The 15,488-nt window shown below is 40.4% G+C and carries 15 protein-coding genes; 12 read left to right on the top strand and 3 right to left on the bottom strand.

Annotated features, from left to right (window positions below; translation table 11 throughout):
• The first annotated feature begins 17 nt into the window (after positions 1–17).
• The 4 genes from MUG87_RS05440 to coaA all read left to right on the top strand — a co-directional run bounded on the left by MUG87_RS05440 (position 18) and on the right by coaA (position 5,266).
• Positions 18–236, top strand: coding sequence for a YneF family protein (locus MUG87_RS05440; RefSeq protein ID WP_028399092.1), 219 nt, complete (start codon positions 18–20; stop codon positions 234–236).
• Between the two features lie 452 nt (positions 237–688).
• On the top strand, positions 689–2,434 hold the full coding sequence (locus MUG87_RS05435) for an ABC transporter transmembrane domain-containing protein (RefSeq protein ID WP_247086289.1): 1,746 nt from the start codon (positions 689–691) through the stop codon (positions 2,432–2,434).
• Complete coding sequence (locus MUG87_RS05430) at positions 2,431–4,179, top strand: ABC transporter ATP-binding protein (protein WP_247086287.1); 1,749 nt, start codon at positions 2,431–2,433, stop codon at positions 4,177–4,179. Before MUG87_RS05435 ends, MUG87_RS05430 begins: the two co-directional genes overlap by 4 nt.
• A 169-nt stretch (positions 4,180–4,348) precedes the next feature.
• Positions 4,349–5,266 (top strand): type I pantothenate kinase, encoded by a 918-nt coding sequence (gene coaA, locus MUG87_RS05425; protein WP_247086285.1) that lies wholly within the window; start codon positions 4,349–4,351, stop codon positions 5,264–5,266.
• Positions 5,267–5,304: 38 nt separating this feature from the next.
• Here coaA and MUG87_RS05420 read toward each other — a convergent pair whose 3' ends face one another.
• Entirely contained in the window at positions 5,305–5,466 is a 162-nt protein-coding gene (locus MUG87_RS05420) for a YjcZ family sporulation protein (protein WP_247086282.1), read from the bottom strand.
• A 225-nt stretch (positions 5,467–5,691) separates the two neighbouring features.
• Between MUG87_RS05420 and MUG87_RS05415 the strand changes: the two genes are divergently transcribed.
• Complete coding sequence (locus MUG87_RS05415) at positions 5,692–6,399, top strand: cytochrome c biogenesis CcdA family protein (RefSeq protein WP_247086280.1); 708 nt, start codon at positions 5,692–5,694, stop codon at positions 6,397–6,399.
• Positions 6,400–6,486: 87 nt separating this feature from the next.
• Positions 6,487–6,984, top strand: coding sequence for a CcdC family protein (locus MUG87_RS05410; protein WP_247086278.1), 498 nt, complete (start codon positions 6,487–6,489; stop codon positions 6,982–6,984).
• A 24-nt stretch (positions 6,985–7,008) separates the two neighbouring features.
• Here the strand turns inward: MUG87_RS05410 and MUG87_RS05405 are convergent, their stop codons facing one another.
• Entirely contained in the window at positions 7,009–7,437 is a 429-nt protein-coding gene (locus tag MUG87_RS05405) for a DUF2621 domain-containing protein (RefSeq protein ID WP_247086276.1), read from the bottom strand.
• Positions 7,438–7,684: 247 nt separating this feature from the next.
• Between MUG87_RS05405 and hutP the strand changes: the two genes are divergently transcribed.
• From hutP to MUG87_RS05375, 6 genes are all read left to right on the top strand, one after another.
• A complete protein-coding gene (hutP, locus tag MUG87_RS05400) occupies positions 7,685–8,122 on the top strand; it encodes a histidine utilization transcription antiterminator HutP (RefSeq protein ID WP_247086274.1) in 438 nt (145 codons plus the stop codon).
• A 103-nt stretch (positions 8,123–8,225) separates the two neighbouring features.
• On the top strand, positions 8,226–9,737 hold the full coding sequence (gene hutH / locus MUG87_RS05395) for a histidine ammonia-lyase (protein WP_247086272.1): 1,512 nt from the start codon (positions 8,226–8,228) through the stop codon (positions 9,735–9,737).
• A gap of 195 nt (positions 9,738–9,932) precedes the next feature.
• Positions 9,933–11,588 (top strand): urocanate hydratase, encoded by a 1,656-nt coding sequence (gene hutU, locus MUG87_RS05390; protein WP_247086270.1) that lies wholly within the window; start codon positions 9,933–9,935, stop codon positions 11,586–11,588.
• Positions 11,588–12,841 carry an imidazolonepropionase gene (gene hutI / locus MUG87_RS05385; protein ID WP_247086268.1) on the top strand — a complete coding sequence of 418 codons (1,254 nt, stop codon included), beginning with the start codon at positions 11,588–11,590 and terminating at the stop codon, positions 12,839–12,841. Before hutU ends, hutI begins: the two co-directional genes overlap by 1 nt.
• A complete protein-coding gene (gene hutG / locus MUG87_RS05380; protein ID WP_247086265.1) occupies positions 12,808–13,764 on the top strand; it encodes a formimidoylglutamase in 957 nt (318 codons plus the stop codon). Before hutI ends, hutG begins: the two co-directional genes overlap by 34 nt.
• A gap of 134 nt (positions 13,765–13,898) precedes the next feature.
• On the top strand, positions 13,899–14,195 hold the full coding sequence (locus MUG87_RS05375) for a rhodanese-like domain-containing protein (RefSeq protein WP_247086263.1): 297 nt from the start codon (positions 13,899–13,901) through the stop codon (positions 14,193–14,195).
• Between the two features lie 29 nt (positions 14,196–14,224).
• Here the strand turns inward: MUG87_RS05375 and MUG87_RS05370 are convergent, their stop codons facing one another.
• The gene (locus tag MUG87_RS05370; RefSeq protein ID WP_247086261.1) at positions 14,225–15,034 is read right to left on the bottom strand and encodes a YitT family protein; all 810 of its coding nucleotides are present in this window, start codon (positions 15,032–15,034) and stop codon (positions 14,225–14,227) included.
• Between the last annotated feature and the right edge of the window lie 454 nt (positions 15,035–15,488).

The raw sequence follows: 15,488 nt of genomic DNA, 5'->3' as shown, positions 1-15,488 counted from the left end.
TGAAGGAGGAAAAAGGTATGCCAGTTTGGGTAGGTGTTCTAGTAGGTGTGCTTGCTTTAATTGCAGGTGTAGCACTAGGATTTTTTATCGCTCGTCGATATATGATGGATTATTTAAAGAAAAACCCGCCAATTAATGAACAAATGTTGAAAATGATGATGATGCAAATGGGTCAAAAACCATCGCAGAAAAAAATCAATCAAATGCTTCAGGCGATGAACAAACAAATGAAATAAGACAAAGCACTCGAATCTCGAGTGCTTTTTGTTTTTGGCTCTTTTCTAAAAGATTGTTGTTTTTAGATAGGTTTCTTTGTTTCAGGTTGGTTGGAGTGGAAGGTGCGAGACTCCTGCGGGAGCAGCGGGTCAGATGAGACTGTAAGCCGAGGAGGCTCACCGTACGCCACGCGGAAAGCGAGCAACCCCGAGTGGAAAGCAACCACTCCCCACTATTTGTTACATAGCAACAAAGTTTGCGAAAACAGCCTTGTTTCTTTGTGGTTTAAGAGGTAATAATTTCCTCCTTTGCTACCCGGACAGGACTGCTATTTTACAAGGTAAAGGGCTTTGTTGTCTTTGTATGCCATGAGAAATTGAATATATCGCTTGTACTATTTACAATAAATGTTTTAAAAATTATGAAATTTTGTTACACTGAAATCATCGTCTGTAAGACTGGAGGGATATACATGAAAATTTTTTTAGATTTAGCATGGTTTTTTAAACAAGAAAAACGTTCGTACATTACTGGTATTCTTTTATTATTAGCTGTTGCTATTTTAGAGCTTGTACCTCCGAAAGTAATTGGAATTGTAATTGATGAAGTTGGGACAAATACGATCACAAAGGAAAGCTTATTGAAGTGGTGTTTGATTTTAACAATCGCAGGATTGACCATGTACGGCTTACGCTATTTATGGCGCATTATGATATTTGGATCTTCTTTAAAGCTAGCAAGGCAGCTTCGTACACGCTTGTATGAACACTTTACAAGCATGAGTCCTGCATTTTATCAGAAATATCGTACAGGAGACTTAATGGCGCATGCCACAAATGATATTCAAGCCGTTCAGCAGACAGCGGGAGCCGGGGTTTTAACACTTGTCGATTCACTAGCTGTAGGGGGAGCGGTTTTAATCACGATGGCGGCAACGATTAGTTGGAAGTTAACGCTTTTTAGTCTGTTGCCTATGCCTTTTCTTGTACTAAGTACGAATTATTATGGCACATTGCTGCATAAGCGATTTCATAAAGCGCAACAAGCCTTTTCAGAAATCAATGATAAAGTACAAGAAAGCATGAGCGGCATGAAAGTAATCCGTTCTTTAGGACAGGAGAAGGAAGATCTTGAGTCGTTTCGTGAACAATCTGAGGATGTGGTACAAAAAAATGTGCTAGTTGCACGAATTGATTCTCTGTTTGATCCGACAATTTCTTTAATAGTAGGTTTTTCGTTTATGATTGCGGTTGGATACGGCTCGGTTCTTGTTGTCGATAAAGAGCTGACAGTAGGGCAACTTGTGACATTTACAACGTATTTAGGAACATTAATTTGGCCGATGCTCGCATTTGGATGGTTGTTTAATATCGTTGAGAGGGGGCGCGCGTCCTATGATCGCGTAAGCCGACTGTTGGCTGAAAAACCTTCTATTATAGACGGGAGTCTTGATACAGTTCCTAGTGGTGAGATAGAGTACCATATTGAACGATTTTCGTATCGGCAACAAGATGTAACGGATTTACAAGATATCCGCATTGTACTGCCGAAGGGGCAGACATTAGGAATTGTGGGGCGCACAGGTTCTGGAAAAACAACCTTACTTAAGTGTTTAATTCGTGAATATGACCATATAGAAGGAAGTATTATGATTGCTGGTCAAGATATTAGGGACTTTTCTTTACATGGTCTGAGGTCCGCAATTTCTTATGTACCGCAGGATCATTTTTTGTTTTCAGCTACACTTAGTGATAATATTGCTTTTGGTAAGCCTGAGGCAACTCATAAAGAAATTGCTCATGCTGCGACAATTGCATGCATACATAACGATATTTTAACGTTTCCTGATGGATATGAAACAGTGGTTGGAGAGCGGGGGGTCTCTTTATCTGGAGGACAAAAACAACGTATTTCAATTGCGCGCGCCTTATTGACTAATGCCGAAATTTTAATTTTAGATGACTGCTTATCAGCAGTTGATGCAAAAACAGAAGAGCAAATATTAACTGGGCTAAAAGAAGAACGCCGCAATAAAACAACGATTATTACCGCTCATCGCTTAAGTGCTATTCAGCATGCTGATCATATCATTGTAATGGAAAAAGGACGTATTGTACAACGCGGTGTGCATGAGGAACTCATGCAAGAGGATGGATGGTATAAAGAGATGTATGAAAAGCAACAGCTAGAATCTCTTGTGGAAGGAGAGGCGTCATGAGTGATTTAAAACGATTGCTTGGCTATATGAAACCATACAAAAAAACACTTGCACTTGCATTTTTGTTTTTAATTGGAGCGACAGCTGCGGAAATGACAGGACCGTTTCTGATTAAAATCTTTATTGACGAACATTTAGTACCGGGCAGCTTTGAAAAGAAAGCATTGCTTACATTGTTTATCGTATATTTTGTGCTGCACCTGATTAAAGTATGTTTAACCTACTTAAACTTATTATATTTTCAAAATATCGCCTTTAAGATTGTACAGGATATTCGTATGCAAGTGTATGGACACGTACAAAGACTTGCATTAGGTTTTTTCGACCGTACACCTATTGGTACGATTGTGTCGCGTGTTACAAATGATACAGAGGCCATTAAAGATTTCTTTGTAAGCGTTCTTTCTACGTTCGTCAAAAATATTGTATTTTTAATCGGTATTTTAACGGCAATGTTCTTACTGAACCCAAAAATGGCGGCATTTTGCCTGCTGCTCTTGCCGGTCATCATTTCTATTATGATAGCATACAGAAGAAAAAGCTCTGTCTTTTATGCGGAGATTCGTAATCAAGTGAGCCAATTGAATGCAAAGTTAAACGAGTCTATACAAGGAATGGGGATTATCCAAGTTTTCCGTCAAGAGCGTCGTTTACGTAAGGAGTTTGAAGCAGTTAACGGTCTTCATTACGCGGCTTCACGAAAAAACTTAAAATTTGATGCGCTATTTCTACGCCCTGCGACCGATTTGGTACGTGTGTTTGCTGTTATCACAATTTTAGCCTTATTCGGTGTAGATGCAATAAAGAGTCCTGTAGAAGTTGGGGTGTTGTATGCATTTGTCAATTATATTAATCGATTCTTTGATCCGATTAATGAAATGATGATGAAGCTTTCTTTATTTCAGCAAGCCCTTGTTTCTTCATCGCGTGTTTTTGAGCTCATGGACGAAAGGGATGCTGCACCAGTACAAAAAGGGCAGGGAGATCCTCTTATTACAGAAGGCCATATTTTATTTGAACATGTTACGTTTTCTTATGATGGAAAACGCAACGTACTGCATGATGTTTCGTTTGAGGTAAAGCCAGGGGAGACCGTAGCGTTTGTTGGTCACACAGGAAGCGGAAAAAGCACCATTATGAATTTGCTAATGCGCTTTTATAATATCCAGCAAGGCTGTATTAAAATTGATGGTGCAGATTTAACAAGTTTTAAAGAAGAAGAAGTCCGGCAGCATATCGGGCTGGTATTACAGGATGCATTTTTGTTTGCTGGTACAGTAAGGCAAAATATTCGGATGTATAACGAACGTATTACGGATGAAGAGGTGGTGGAGGCAGCACAATTTGTACAGGCAGATCCTTTTATTAGTACATTAGAGAATGGCTATGATACGGAAGTTGTAGAACGGGGAGCTGCCTTTTCAAGTGGACAACGTCAGCTCATCACATTTGCGCGTACCATTGCGACTAATCCAAAAATTTTAGTACTCGATGAAGCAACGGCCAACATTGATACTGAAACAGAAGAATATATTCAAACAGCGCTTCGCCGAATGAGAGAGGGGCGTACAACCATTGCAATTGCTCATCGTCTGTCAACTATTCAAGATGCGGATAAAATTTTTGTTATGCACAATGGCCGAATTGTAGAGCAAGGAACACATCAAGAACTTTTAACCTTAAAGGGTCGCTATTACAGCATGTATTTGCTTCAGAATAAAGGGAATTTGGAAAAAGCATTGTAAGTAAAGTGAGGAAAAAGAATATGCTCGTACTCTGTTGCATTTGAATGGTCTTTATCAGAGTACGAGTATAAGAAGAAATCTTTCAATATACATATGGGCAATGTTTCTTATATAATTTAAACTGTACATAAATGAATAGCCTAAATTAAGAGTAAAGGTGGCACACGTCATGCATGGTAATACATCGTATATAGAATTTAGTCGCGAGCAATGGTCTCAATTGCAGCAGGCGCCATGTGAGTTGACGGAACGCGAACTAATGGAACTACAGGGACTAAATGAAAGCCTTTCCATGGAGGAAGTTACCGACGTGTATCTCCCCTTAACACGTTTACTGAACTTGTATGTAGAAGCGTCTCAGCAGCTGCACCGCAATGTGTCCACGTTTTTGGAGAATCGAACAAAGAAGGTACCATATATCATTGGAATTGCCGGTAGCGTAGCTGTAGGGAAAAGTACAACAGCGCGTTTGCTACAGAAGTTGTTAGCTCGCTTTGAGAGTCATCCCAGAGTTGATTTGGTAACCACAGATGGCTTTCTTTATCCAAACCACATTTTAGAAGAAAGACAAATCATGAATAAAAAAGGCTTTCCTGAAAGCTATGATACAAAAAATCTCATTGATTTTATCAGTGCGATAAAGAACGGGGAAAAAGCGGTAGCACCGGTGTATTCGCATTTGGAGTATGATATTTTACCTGGAGATGGACAGCTGGTTGATCGACCGGATATTTTGATTGTAGAAGGAATTAATGTTTTACAAGTTAGTCCGTCTCATCAAGTTTTTGTCAGTGATTTTTTTGACTTCTCTATTTACGTAGATGCATGTGAACAGAATATTGAAAGATGGTATATTGAACGTTTTTTTATGTTGCAAAAAACAGCCTTTCAAAATTCAAACTCTTATTTTCATCGTTATGTGAATCTATCAAAAGAAGACACTTCACAACTGGCACAGCGTATTTGGAGAGAAATCAATGCCAAAAATCTACATGAGAATATTTTACCAACGAGAAGTCGTGCCCAGTCCATTTTATATAAAGGTGAAAATCATAACATTACAAAAATCAGCTTGCGTAAATTGTAGAAAGGAGCCTTGTCACAAGGCTCCTTTCATAGTTTGTGTTAGCAGTAACCGTAGCCGCCGCCGTAGCCGCCACCGTAGCCGCCGCAACCCCAGCTGCAGCCGATGATGATTAAAAGGATAAATAATACTACTAGTAATGCGAAACCACCGTAAAAACCTCCGTGATCTCTGTCTCCACCTACGCGATCATGATGACCCATGTTGTGTGCCTCCTTCAAAATGTGTGTTAGAGTAAAAGCTGATGGGAAAATCAACTGTACAATTTACAATATGCATCGTATGTTAAATTGCAGGTAGTCCTGTAAAAAAGGGCTCATCCTACAATAGTAAAATTGTTGGCAAGACGGACACAAATTGTCCATATATAATATCATTCATATTGAATGATAAAATTTGCTACAATAAAAATAGAGAGGAGAGGTTGTATGCAAGATATTAATTTATTTTTGGCGTTTGGAGCAGGGTTTCTGTCATTCATCTCCCCATGCTGCTTGCCGTTGTATCCGGCTTTTTTATCATACATAACGGGAATGTCGGTTTCTGAGCTAAGAGAAGAACAAGGTATGTTGCAAAAAAGAAGCATGTTTCATACTTTATTTTTCCTAATTGGCTTTTCCATTGTGTTTGTTGCAATTGGTTTTGGAACAACATTTATTGGAGAACTATTTAATAACTATCAAAACCTCATTCGTCAGTTAGGTGCTATTTTCATTGTGGTATTCGGATTGATGATTATAGGGGTTTGGACACCAAAATTTCTAATGAGTGACCATAAGTTTACATTTAAAAGCAGGCCATCCGGCTACTTTGGTTCAATTATTATTGGCGTAGCCTTTGCTGCAGGCTGGACGCCTTGTACAGGCCCAATTTTAGCTGGTGTAATTGCACTCGCAGCGACCAATCCGGAGTCGGCTATGTGGTATATGGTAGCCTATATTTTAGGATTTGCAATACCGTTCTTTGTAATGTCACTTTTTATCTCTAAGCTCAATTGGATTAAAAAGAATAGTGCACGTTTTGTAAAAGTAGGCGGATATATTATGATCGCAATGGGGATTTTACTTTATTTTGATGGAATGACGAAGATTACCATCTATTTCATGGAGCTGTTTGGCGGGTTTACAGGATTTTAATAATCATATCCTGAAATATTGGAAAAGCCCATAAATACATCATATAATAAAGATAACGGTATACTTCCAAGATAAAGGAATGATGATATGAACTTAATATTAATATCCAGCATTGCAGCTGTTTTCATGATGATTGCTGCCACTTTCATTCGTTTGAAAGCGTCTGCAAGGCCCGTATCCCCTAAAAAAATTATTTTACCACCTTTTTTTATGAGCACGGGTGCATTGATGTATGTTGTACCAATGTTCCGGTTAACATCAACAGAAATACTTGAAGCGGTTGTAGTAGGCTTAATTTTCTCTGTTTTCTTAATTAAAACATCAAAGTTTGAGGTTCGTGATCAACAAATCTATTTGAAGCGCTCGAAGGCATTTGTATTTATTCTGATAGGACTTCTTATTGCGCGGATCGCATTTAAAACATATCTGAGTCAAACCATCTCATTTGGTGAATTAAGTGGCATGTTTTTTTTGCTCGCCTTTTCCATGATTGTTTCTTGGCGTATTGCAATGTATCGTTCTTATAAAAAATTGGCAGCTACTTTGAAAGATGATTATTATGATAAAAATATGAAGCTTACATAAAAAACCTCGGATATCCGAGGTTTTTTATGTAAACAATGAAGTATGTTGTGAATAATCAATTTGTTTCTTATCTAAGGTCTTTATAAGGAATTTATGATCTCGCTTTGGTGTAGCGATAATATACCCTCGAATAATTAAGTCTTGTGTAATGGCGGTCGCCTTTTCCTGCAAGGCAAGCTCACCTATTTTTCCAGCAATTTTTGAACGAGCCACATCGCGGAACAATTCAGGAACAGGACTTACGAGTTCCTCTAAAAGTACTTTTTGTTCATCGTTCCATAAGTGGCGCGTTTTATCGATATAATGCGCTTCCCAATCTAAAATCGACATGCCGTCTTCTTTTGGTAAACGCTTTAAAAACTTCCGGAACATGAAGTAACCGCCGATAGACATAAGTCCTAATAAAATCACAGTCCATCCAACAATAAACCAACTAAACCATCCGTTCAGCACTGTATAGCCCCCTTTAGATTGCTAGGTTCATTATAAGGTGTGAAGAGAAGGGTGTGCAATATATTAATGCATAATTAGTGTGGATATCATAATAATCAAGACACCTAGAAAAAATGAGGTTATTGCCCGTATCCAAGCTTGAAAACATATAAACTATATACAATTAAATTTTTCATGAAAACATTGACTATTTAAAGCGCTTTCATATAGTATGAAATTATAGAATAATAAGAAAAGAGAGTGTGTTATGCTGGAAAAAACGAACCGTATCGGCCGTCTGGCAATGCTGCTGGCACTTGCTGATGAAGGGGAAGTGTCTGTCGAACTTATTCCGCCTGAATGGCATTATTGCATCGGAAAGGTCGGTTCCATGAATTCGCAAAAAGTGGTGGCAGCGATGGAAACTGCAGCGAAAAGTCAGCATATCATTAAAGCAGATGTATACAGAGAAACACATGCATTGTATCATGCAATTATGGAAGCATTCTACGGAGTTACAAGAGGTCAAGTGCAATTAGGAGACGTGCTTCGTACAGTTGGTTTACGCTTTGCCATAGTTCGTGGAAATCCTTACGCATGTGAGAGTGAAGGTGATTGGATTGCCGTCGCTTTGTACGGTACAATCGGAGCGCCTGTAAAGGGGTTAGAGCACGAGGCAATAGGACTTGGAATTAATCACATATAATAAGCCCATAGTGAAGAGAAAATGAGGGGGCCTTGCTTTTTGAGATAATTGTATCTTAAGAGGTAAGGTCTCCTTTTGTCTTTTTAGGGGAAAGGAAGAGTATATGATTACATTAACAGGGCATTCATTATCACTTCATGAGATGAATCGTCTTTTACACAAGAATGAAAAAGTCGTTGCTTGTCAAAGGAGTATGGAAAAAGTAGCCGCTTGCCGTGAGGCGGTAGATAAAATTGTTTCTAATGGGAAAGTAGTATATGGGATTACAACGGGGTTTGGGAAATTTAGTGATATCTTAATTAAACAAGAAGATACAGAGGCGCTGCAGTATAACTTGATTATGTCACACGCTTGTGGAGTAGGGGAGCCTTTTTCGGAAATTGTATCGCGGGCGATGTTAATTTTACGTGCGAATACATTATTAAAAGGCTTTTCAGGTATCAGACCACTTGTTATTAACTTGCTTTTAGAGTTAGTAAACAGACGCATTCATCCAGTCATTCCGCAGCAAGGTTCTTTAGGAGCAAGCGGTGATTTGGCACCGTTGTCTCATCTTGCCCTCGTTTTAATGGGAGAAGGAGAAGTGTTTTATCAAGGAGCACGCGTTCATGCGATGGTAGCTTTAACGAAGGAAGGGTTGTCCCCCATTATACTGCAAGCAAAAGAAGGGTTAGCTTTAATTAATGGCACGCAAGCGATGACCGCAATGGGCATTGTGGGATACTTAGAAGCAGAAAAGCTTGCGTTTCAATCGGAATTAATAGCCGCTATGACGCTAGAGGGACTTCGAGGTATCATAGACGCCTTTGATAGCCGTATACATGAAGCAAGGGGGTATAAAGAGCAAGTAGACGTTGCAGCGCGTATGCGGAATTATTTACAAGACAGTAAGCTTATAACGCGGCAAGGGGATATTCGTGTGCAGGACGCATATTCTTTGAGATGCATCCCGCAGGTGCACGGTGCTACTTGGCAAGCGTTACACTATGTGAAAGAAAAGCTGGAAATTGAAATGAACGCAGCCACAGACAACCCGCTTATTTTTGTAGATGAAACGGTAATTTCAGGAGGGAATTTTCACGGACAGCCCATTGCGTTCTCTATGGACTTCATGAAAATTGCCGTTGCGGAGCTCGCGAACATTTCCGAACGGCGGATCGAGCGGCTTGTGAATCCGCAACTCAGTGATTTGCCTGCATTTTTAAGCCCGGAGCCTGGTTTACAGTCCGGAGCGATGATTATGCAGTATGCGGCAGCCTCGTTGGTGTCAGAAAACAAAACTTTGGCACATCCTGCAAGTGTTGACTCTATTCCTTCTTCCGCCAATCAAGAAGACCACGTTAGTATGGGTACGATCGGCTCGCGTCATGCTTACAGTATTATCCAGAACGTACGCCGTGTATTAGCTATTGAAATGATTTGTGCGATGCAAGCTGCAGAATACAGAGGTGTGGAGAAGATGAGCAGTACGACAAGAGATTTTTATTACCAAGGAAGACAGGTTGTACCATCTATTAAAAAAGATCGTGTATTTTCAATTGATATTGAAATGCTAACGGATTGGTTGCAAAAAACAGATTGGTTACATCAATTTGTATTAAATAGGCTGTGTTAAAGCCTAATGTTGCTAATAGACACTTGTTGATGGGAGTGGAGGGGGTGAGTGTGGAAAAAAGCGAGTCAAAGGGAGACTCCGCAGTCGCGTAGTACTGAGGAGGCTCCCTGACTGTCCGCAGAAAGCGAATCCTCGTAATGGAAATCAAAAACGAACTTTAACAGAGCCATTAAATAAAAAATGAGAGGTGTAAATATGGAACAGATGAAGCTGAGAGCCCCGAGAGGAACAGAATTAAATACAAAAGGGTGGATACAAGAAGCAGCGCTGCGTATGCTTCTAAATAATTTAGATCCGGAAGTGGCGGAAAATCCCGAAGAGCTTGTTGTGTACGGAGGAATTGGTAAGGCGGCACGAAACTGGGATAGCCTACGTGCAATTGTGAAGTCATTAAAGAAACTTCAAGATGATGAGACATTGCTTGTGCAATCAGGCAAGCCTGTGGCGATTTTTAAATCACATCCTGATGCGCCGCGCGTGTTACTTGCAAACTCTAACCTTGTTCCAAAGTGGGCCACATGGGAGCATTTTCGCGAACTTGAGAAAAAAGGTCTCATGATGTATGGTCAAATGACTGCTGGCAGTTGGATTTATATTGGTACACAAGGTATTTTACAAGGCACATATGAGACCTTTGCGGAAGCAGCTCGACAGCATTTTAACGGGTCACTACAAGGAACACTTACGGTAACGGCTGGTCTTGGTGGAATGGGCGGTGCACAGCCACTTGCTGTAACGATGAATGGAGGCGTGGTCATCGTAATTGAGGTTGATCGGCAGCGTATTGAGCGCAGAATCGACACTAAATACTGCGATCGTTTGACAGACTCTCTTGATGAAGCCATTCAACTTGCGCTGGAACATAAAGCGAAGCGGGAGCCGCTTTCTATCGGTTTGCTTGGTAATGCGGCAGAGATTTTACCACAATTATTGCAGCGCGGGATAACACCTGATTTGATTACAGATCAAACTTCAGCACACGATCCGCTTCATGGCTATGTTCCCGCGGGCATGACTGTGGTGGAGGCGGCGGAAATGCGTAAGAATCAGCCGGATGCGTATATGACTTTGGCGAGAAAGAGCATGGCGGATCATGTAAAAGCAATGATTACATTGCAAAAACGAGGCGCTGTGGTGTTTGATTATGGCAACAATATTCGTCAAGTCGCCTATGACGAAGGTGTAGAGAACGCATTTAGCTTCCCTGGGTTTGTTCCGGCTTTTATTCGCCCGCTGTTTTGTGAGGGAAAGGGGCCGTTTCGCTGGGTAGCTTTATCAGGAAATCCTGAAGATATTTATAAAACAGATGAGGTTATTTTACGAGAATTTGCTGATAATACGCATTTATGCAATTGGATTAAAATGGCCCGGGAAAAGGTAGCATTTCAAGGTCTGCCATCTCGCATTTGCTGGTTAGGTTATGGTGAACGGGCAAAATTCGGCAGAATTATTAATGAAATGGTTGCGAAAGGTGAACTATCTGCACCGATTGTAATCGGGCGTGACCATTTGGATTGCGGCTCAGTGGCTTCACCAAACCGAGAAACAGAGAGTATGAAAGACGGTAGCGATGCAGTTGCAGATTGGCCGATTTTAAATGCACTTATTAACAGTGTGAACGGCGCAAGCTGGGTGTCCGTACATCATGGGGGGGGTGTTGGTATGGGCTATTCTCTTCATGCCGGTATGGTAATTGTGGCAGACGGAACAGAAGAAGCGGCAAGAAGAATTGAGCGTGTATTGACATCTGATCCAGGTATGGGCGTTGTACGTCATGTTGATGCAGGATACGACTTAGCAATACAAACAGCAAAGGAAAAAGGCGTGCATATTCCCATGATGGAGGCCTAATGATGGATACATTGCTTATCAATATCGGACAATTACTTACAATGGATCATGAAGATGGTCCATTAAAAGGGAAAAAGATGAGTATACTTCCTATGATTGAAAATGGGGCAGTTGGAATAGACAACGGTAAAATAGTGTTTGTTGGAACAACTGCGGAAGCGATGCAACTACAAGCAAAAGAAAGAATAGACTGTGAAGGAAAGCTTGTTTCACCGGGGCTTATTGATCCCCATACACATCTCGTTTTTGGAGGATCACGAGAGCATGAAGTACCGTTGAAGCTACAAGGTGTTCCTTATTTAGAGATTTTGAAGCATGGTGGAGGTATCCATTCTACTGTTCGCGCAACGAAGCAAGCGACAGCGACGGAATTAAGAGAGAAAGCTCGTTTTCATTTAGATCGGATGCTTTCTTTTGGGGTGACTACTGTAGAAGCAAAAAGCGGATATGGATTAGATCAAGAAACAGAATGTAAGCAGATGGCTGTTCTCAAAGAATTGGAAGATCATCCCGTGGATCTTGTCTCCACTTTTTTGGGGGCACATGCGTTGCCTAAGGAGTATGAGGGACGTGTGGATGAATTTTTGCAGTTGATATTGAGTATGCTTCCGGCTATTCGCAGCTATGCTGAGTTTGTGGATATTTTTTGTGAGACAGGTGTGTTTACGGTAGAGCAATCTAAGCGTTTTCTTCTAAAAGCAAAGGAACTGGGGTTTGGTATCAAAATACACGCAGATGAAATTGATCCTCTTGGCGGGACGGAAGCGGCAGTGGAAATTGGTGCAGTTTCCGCAGATCATCTGTGCGGGGCCTCTAATCGTGGGATTGAGATGCTTACAAACTCTGATACTATAGCAGTTTTATTGCCTGGGACGACATTTTATTTAAACAAAGAGGTATATGCCAGAGCGCGCGATATGATTGACGGAGGCGCAGCGGTTGCCCTCGCAACGGATTTTAATCCCGGTAGCTCACCGACAGAAAACTTACAATTCATTATGACAATTGCCATGCTAAAGCTTAAAATGAAACCCGAAGAAATTTGGAATGCAGTTACGGTTAATGCCGCTTACGCCATTAGGCGCGGTGAAGCGGCAGGGAAGGTTAAAATTGGACGTCAGGCCGATTTAGTTCTGTGGGATGCATACAACTATTTATATGTGCCGTATCACTATGGCGTAAATCATGTCAATACAGTATGGAAGAAGGGAAAAGTCGTATGGAGGAGGGAGCAATCTTGTATCCATATTTAAAGCAGAAAGCGAGGTTTGTAGATCGTGAAGTGACGAAATGGAGCGACATCGTGAAGACCTGGAATGGAATGGATGTAATACAAGGCCCTGCATTAATCGGAGTACCGCTTGCTAAAACGTCCATCAGCCATTCAGGAGCGCACCTTAGTCCAGATGTAATTCGCAGTATGCTTGATGTTTACTCCACATATCATATGGATAGCGAACAGGATATGAAGAAGACAGTTCTACATGATTGTGGCAATGTAGAAATGCATGTGACAGATTTGCATCAATGTCATAAGCGTATAGAGCAAACGATGCATGCACTCATGGTAGCACATCCAAATATGCTTCCCATCATCTTAGGCGGTGATCATTCTATTAGCTTCCCAAGTATTAGCGGCTTTGCGAAACATAAGGGAAAAGTAGGAGTCATTCAATTTGATGCCCATCATGATGTTCGCAATTTGGAGGATGGGGGTCCATCTAACGGGACACCATTTCGAAATTTAATAGAGGGTGGTCACATTCGAGGAGAACATTTGGTGCAAATTGGAATCAGGAATTTTTCTAATGCTAAATCTTATCATACGTATGTAAAACAGCATCATGTCCATGTATATGAGATGAAGAAAGTTGAGAAAATGGGAATTGTAGCAATCCTAACCGAAAGCATTAACAAATTGCGCTCGCAGGTGGATAGTATATATGTATCAGTGGATATGGATGTTCTCGATCAAGCCTTTGCACCAGGTTGTCCCGCTATAGGACCAGGAGGCATGAGCAGCGGAGATCTGCTAGAAGCTGTAGAACTTTTAGCGAAGGAATCACTGGTCGAAGCAATGGATATTGTCGAAATTGACCCGACACTAGATTTTCGTGATATGACGAGCAGATTGGCCGCACATCTTATTATGACATTTATAACGATGAGACAGTGAAGTCTTGCTGTCATTTTTAATTGACTAGCATAATAACCATCTTTTCTGTACAATAAAGTGAAACATATATTTGTATAAAGATGGTACATATTGAAACGCTATATAAGGAATAGTTATGAGAAGGAGTGTCTTATATGTATAAAGAAATTACACCGAATGAAGTAGAACAATTACGTCGTGAGAAAAAATTGAGCATTATTGATGTGCGTGAAGATGAAGAGGTGGCACAAGGAAAAATTCCTAGTGCAACTCATATTCCACTCGGCGAGTTGGAGCAAAGACTTACAGAGATTGATAAGGAGCAGGAGCATATTATGGTGTGCCGCTCTGGTGCAAGAAGCGGCCGTGCCTCGGCATTTTTGACAGAGAAGGGATACAAAGTAAAGAATATGAGTGGCGGTATGCTTGCCTGGGAAGGCGACATAGAATAAAAAGTCGGAGCGGTAATGCTCCGACTTTTTTATCCTCTTCGAAACAGTCCTAATACCTCTACTGTCTCAGTGATATTCACAAACGCCTGCGGATCTGTTTCTGAAATTAATGATTTAATTCCAAATAATTCTTCTTTAGAAATGACAGTCATAAGTACACGCTTTTTTTCGCTGGAGTATGCTCCTTCGCCTTCTAGTAATGTAATCCCTCGAACAACGCTTGTTAATAAGCTTTGCTTCATTTCTTCTGCCTTGTTTGTAACAATCATAAGTGTTAGCTTGCGATGTTTTGTGTGAACTGCATCAATTACTTTTCCTGTTACATAGATGGAAAGCAAGCTGTTTAAAGCGGCATCCCATGTGAAGAAAAAGCCTGAAACAACAATGACAACAGCATTTAATAGAATTAAAAATCCTCCAAGTTGAATATCACGTGTTTTGGAGATAAGCATACCGATAACATCAAATCCTCCTGTAGAGCCAAAACAGTTTAAAACAAGTCCAATCCCCGCGCCCGCAATAACACCGCCAAACAAAGAAGACAAAAGTGCTTCTGAAGCGATAGGCACAACTGGTATATAGTACATACCTACAGAAATGACCAAAACTGACAAAATCGTATTAAAAATAAACCGTTTTCCAAGTCCGATGTACCCAAGTACGAGAATGGGAAGGTTAAGAAGTAAATTTACAATGCCCGCATTAAACGGCGTTAAAATCCCTACAATAATGGCAATACCACTTAAGCCGCTGCTCAGGACTTTGTGGGGAATCAGAAAAATGTTAAAAGAAATTGCTACTAATAATGAACCGATTACTACACCGAACAAATTGCGCATTAAACCCCGTCCTTTACTATAAATCTATACCGATTTCCAAACGTATTAAAAAGATTATAATTTGATTTTTAGCGTTTGTGGAAAAACAGTTTATTTTATAAAATTTAAATAGTCTAAAAATATAAGTTTTACAATCGGTTTTCTGAGGATATGATAAAGCTTGTCAAAAACCAAAATGTTTGTCTGTTTTTGTTGTAGAAGCAACAAAAATGTCGACTTCTTTCTATTGTAATTTATCAGAATATTCCTATAATTATATGGAGAGGCATTAATTTTTGCATGTAATTATCTAAGTTATTTTGAAAGCGTTTTTATAGAAAAGAGAAGTGTATGGATGTTTATTTAGAAATACCAAACCAAAAGGCACCAGGTTAAGAAACTATTCTAAAGTCGTATCGAGGCATTCGCTGCATGCATGAGTAGTAGTGCCGAGGTGGACAAACTGGCTGAGTCA

The organism is Ectobacillus sp. JY-23, assembly GCF_023022965.1.
GTDB lineage: Bacteria > Bacillota > Bacilli > Bacillales > Bacillaceae_G > Ectobacillus.
Note: the sequence above shows the minus strand (reverse complement) of the source record. Positions and strands in the feature narration are given on the sequence as shown.

Excerpts from the sequence above, each read along its gene's own strand:
- MUG87_RS05420 (WP_247086282.1), bottom strand. The coding sequence starts at position 5,466 with ATGGGTCATCATGATCGCGTAGGTGGAGACAGAGATCACGGAGGTTTT.
- hutI (WP_247086268.1), top strand. The coding sequence starts at position 11,588 with ATGATGGATACATTGCTTATCAATATCGGACAATTACTTACAATGGAT.
- MUG87_RS05430 (WP_247086287.1), top strand. The coding sequence starts at position 2,431 with ATGAGTGATTTAAAACGATTGCTTGGCTATATGAAACCATACAAAAAA.
- MUG87_RS05370 (WP_247086261.1), bottom strand. The coding sequence starts at position 15,034 with ATGCGCAATTTGTTCGGTGTAGTAATCGGTTCATTATTAGTAGCAATT.
- MUG87_RS05375 (WP_247086263.1), top strand. The coding sequence starts at position 13,899 with ATGTATAAAGAAATTACACCGAATGAAGTAGAACAATTACGTCGTGAG.
- MUG87_RS05440 (WP_028399092.1), top strand. The coding sequence starts at position 18 with ATGCCAGTTTGGGTAGGTGTTCTAGTAGGTGTGCTTGCTTTAATTGCA.
- coaA (WP_247086285.1), top strand. The coding sequence starts at position 4,349 with ATGCATGGTAATACATCGTATATAGAATTTAGTCGCGAGCAATGGTCT.
- MUG87_RS05415 (WP_247086280.1), top strand. The coding sequence starts at position 5,692 with ATGCAAGATATTAATTTATTTTTGGCGTTTGGAGCAGGGTTTCTGTCA.
- hutP (WP_247086274.1), top strand. The coding sequence starts at position 7,685 with ATGCTGGAAAAAACGAACCGTATCGGCCGTCTGGCAATGCTGCTGGCA.
- hutH (WP_247086272.1), top strand. The coding sequence starts at position 8,226 with ATGATTACATTAACAGGGCATTCATTATCACTTCATGAGATGAATCGT.
- MUG87_RS05410 (WP_247086278.1), top strand. The coding sequence starts at position 6,487 with ATGAACTTAATATTAATATCCAGCATTGCAGCTGTTTTCATGATGATT.
- MUG87_RS05435 (WP_247086289.1), top strand. The coding sequence starts at position 689 with ATGAAAATTTTTTTAGATTTAGCATGGTTTTTTAAACAAGAAAAACGT.
- hutU (WP_247086270.1), top strand. The coding sequence starts at position 9,933 with ATGGAACAGATGAAGCTGAGAGCCCCGAGAGGAACAGAATTAAATACA.
- hutG (WP_247086265.1), top strand. The coding sequence starts at position 12,808 with ATGGAGGAGGGAGCAATCTTGTATCCATATTTAAAGCAGAAAGCGAGG.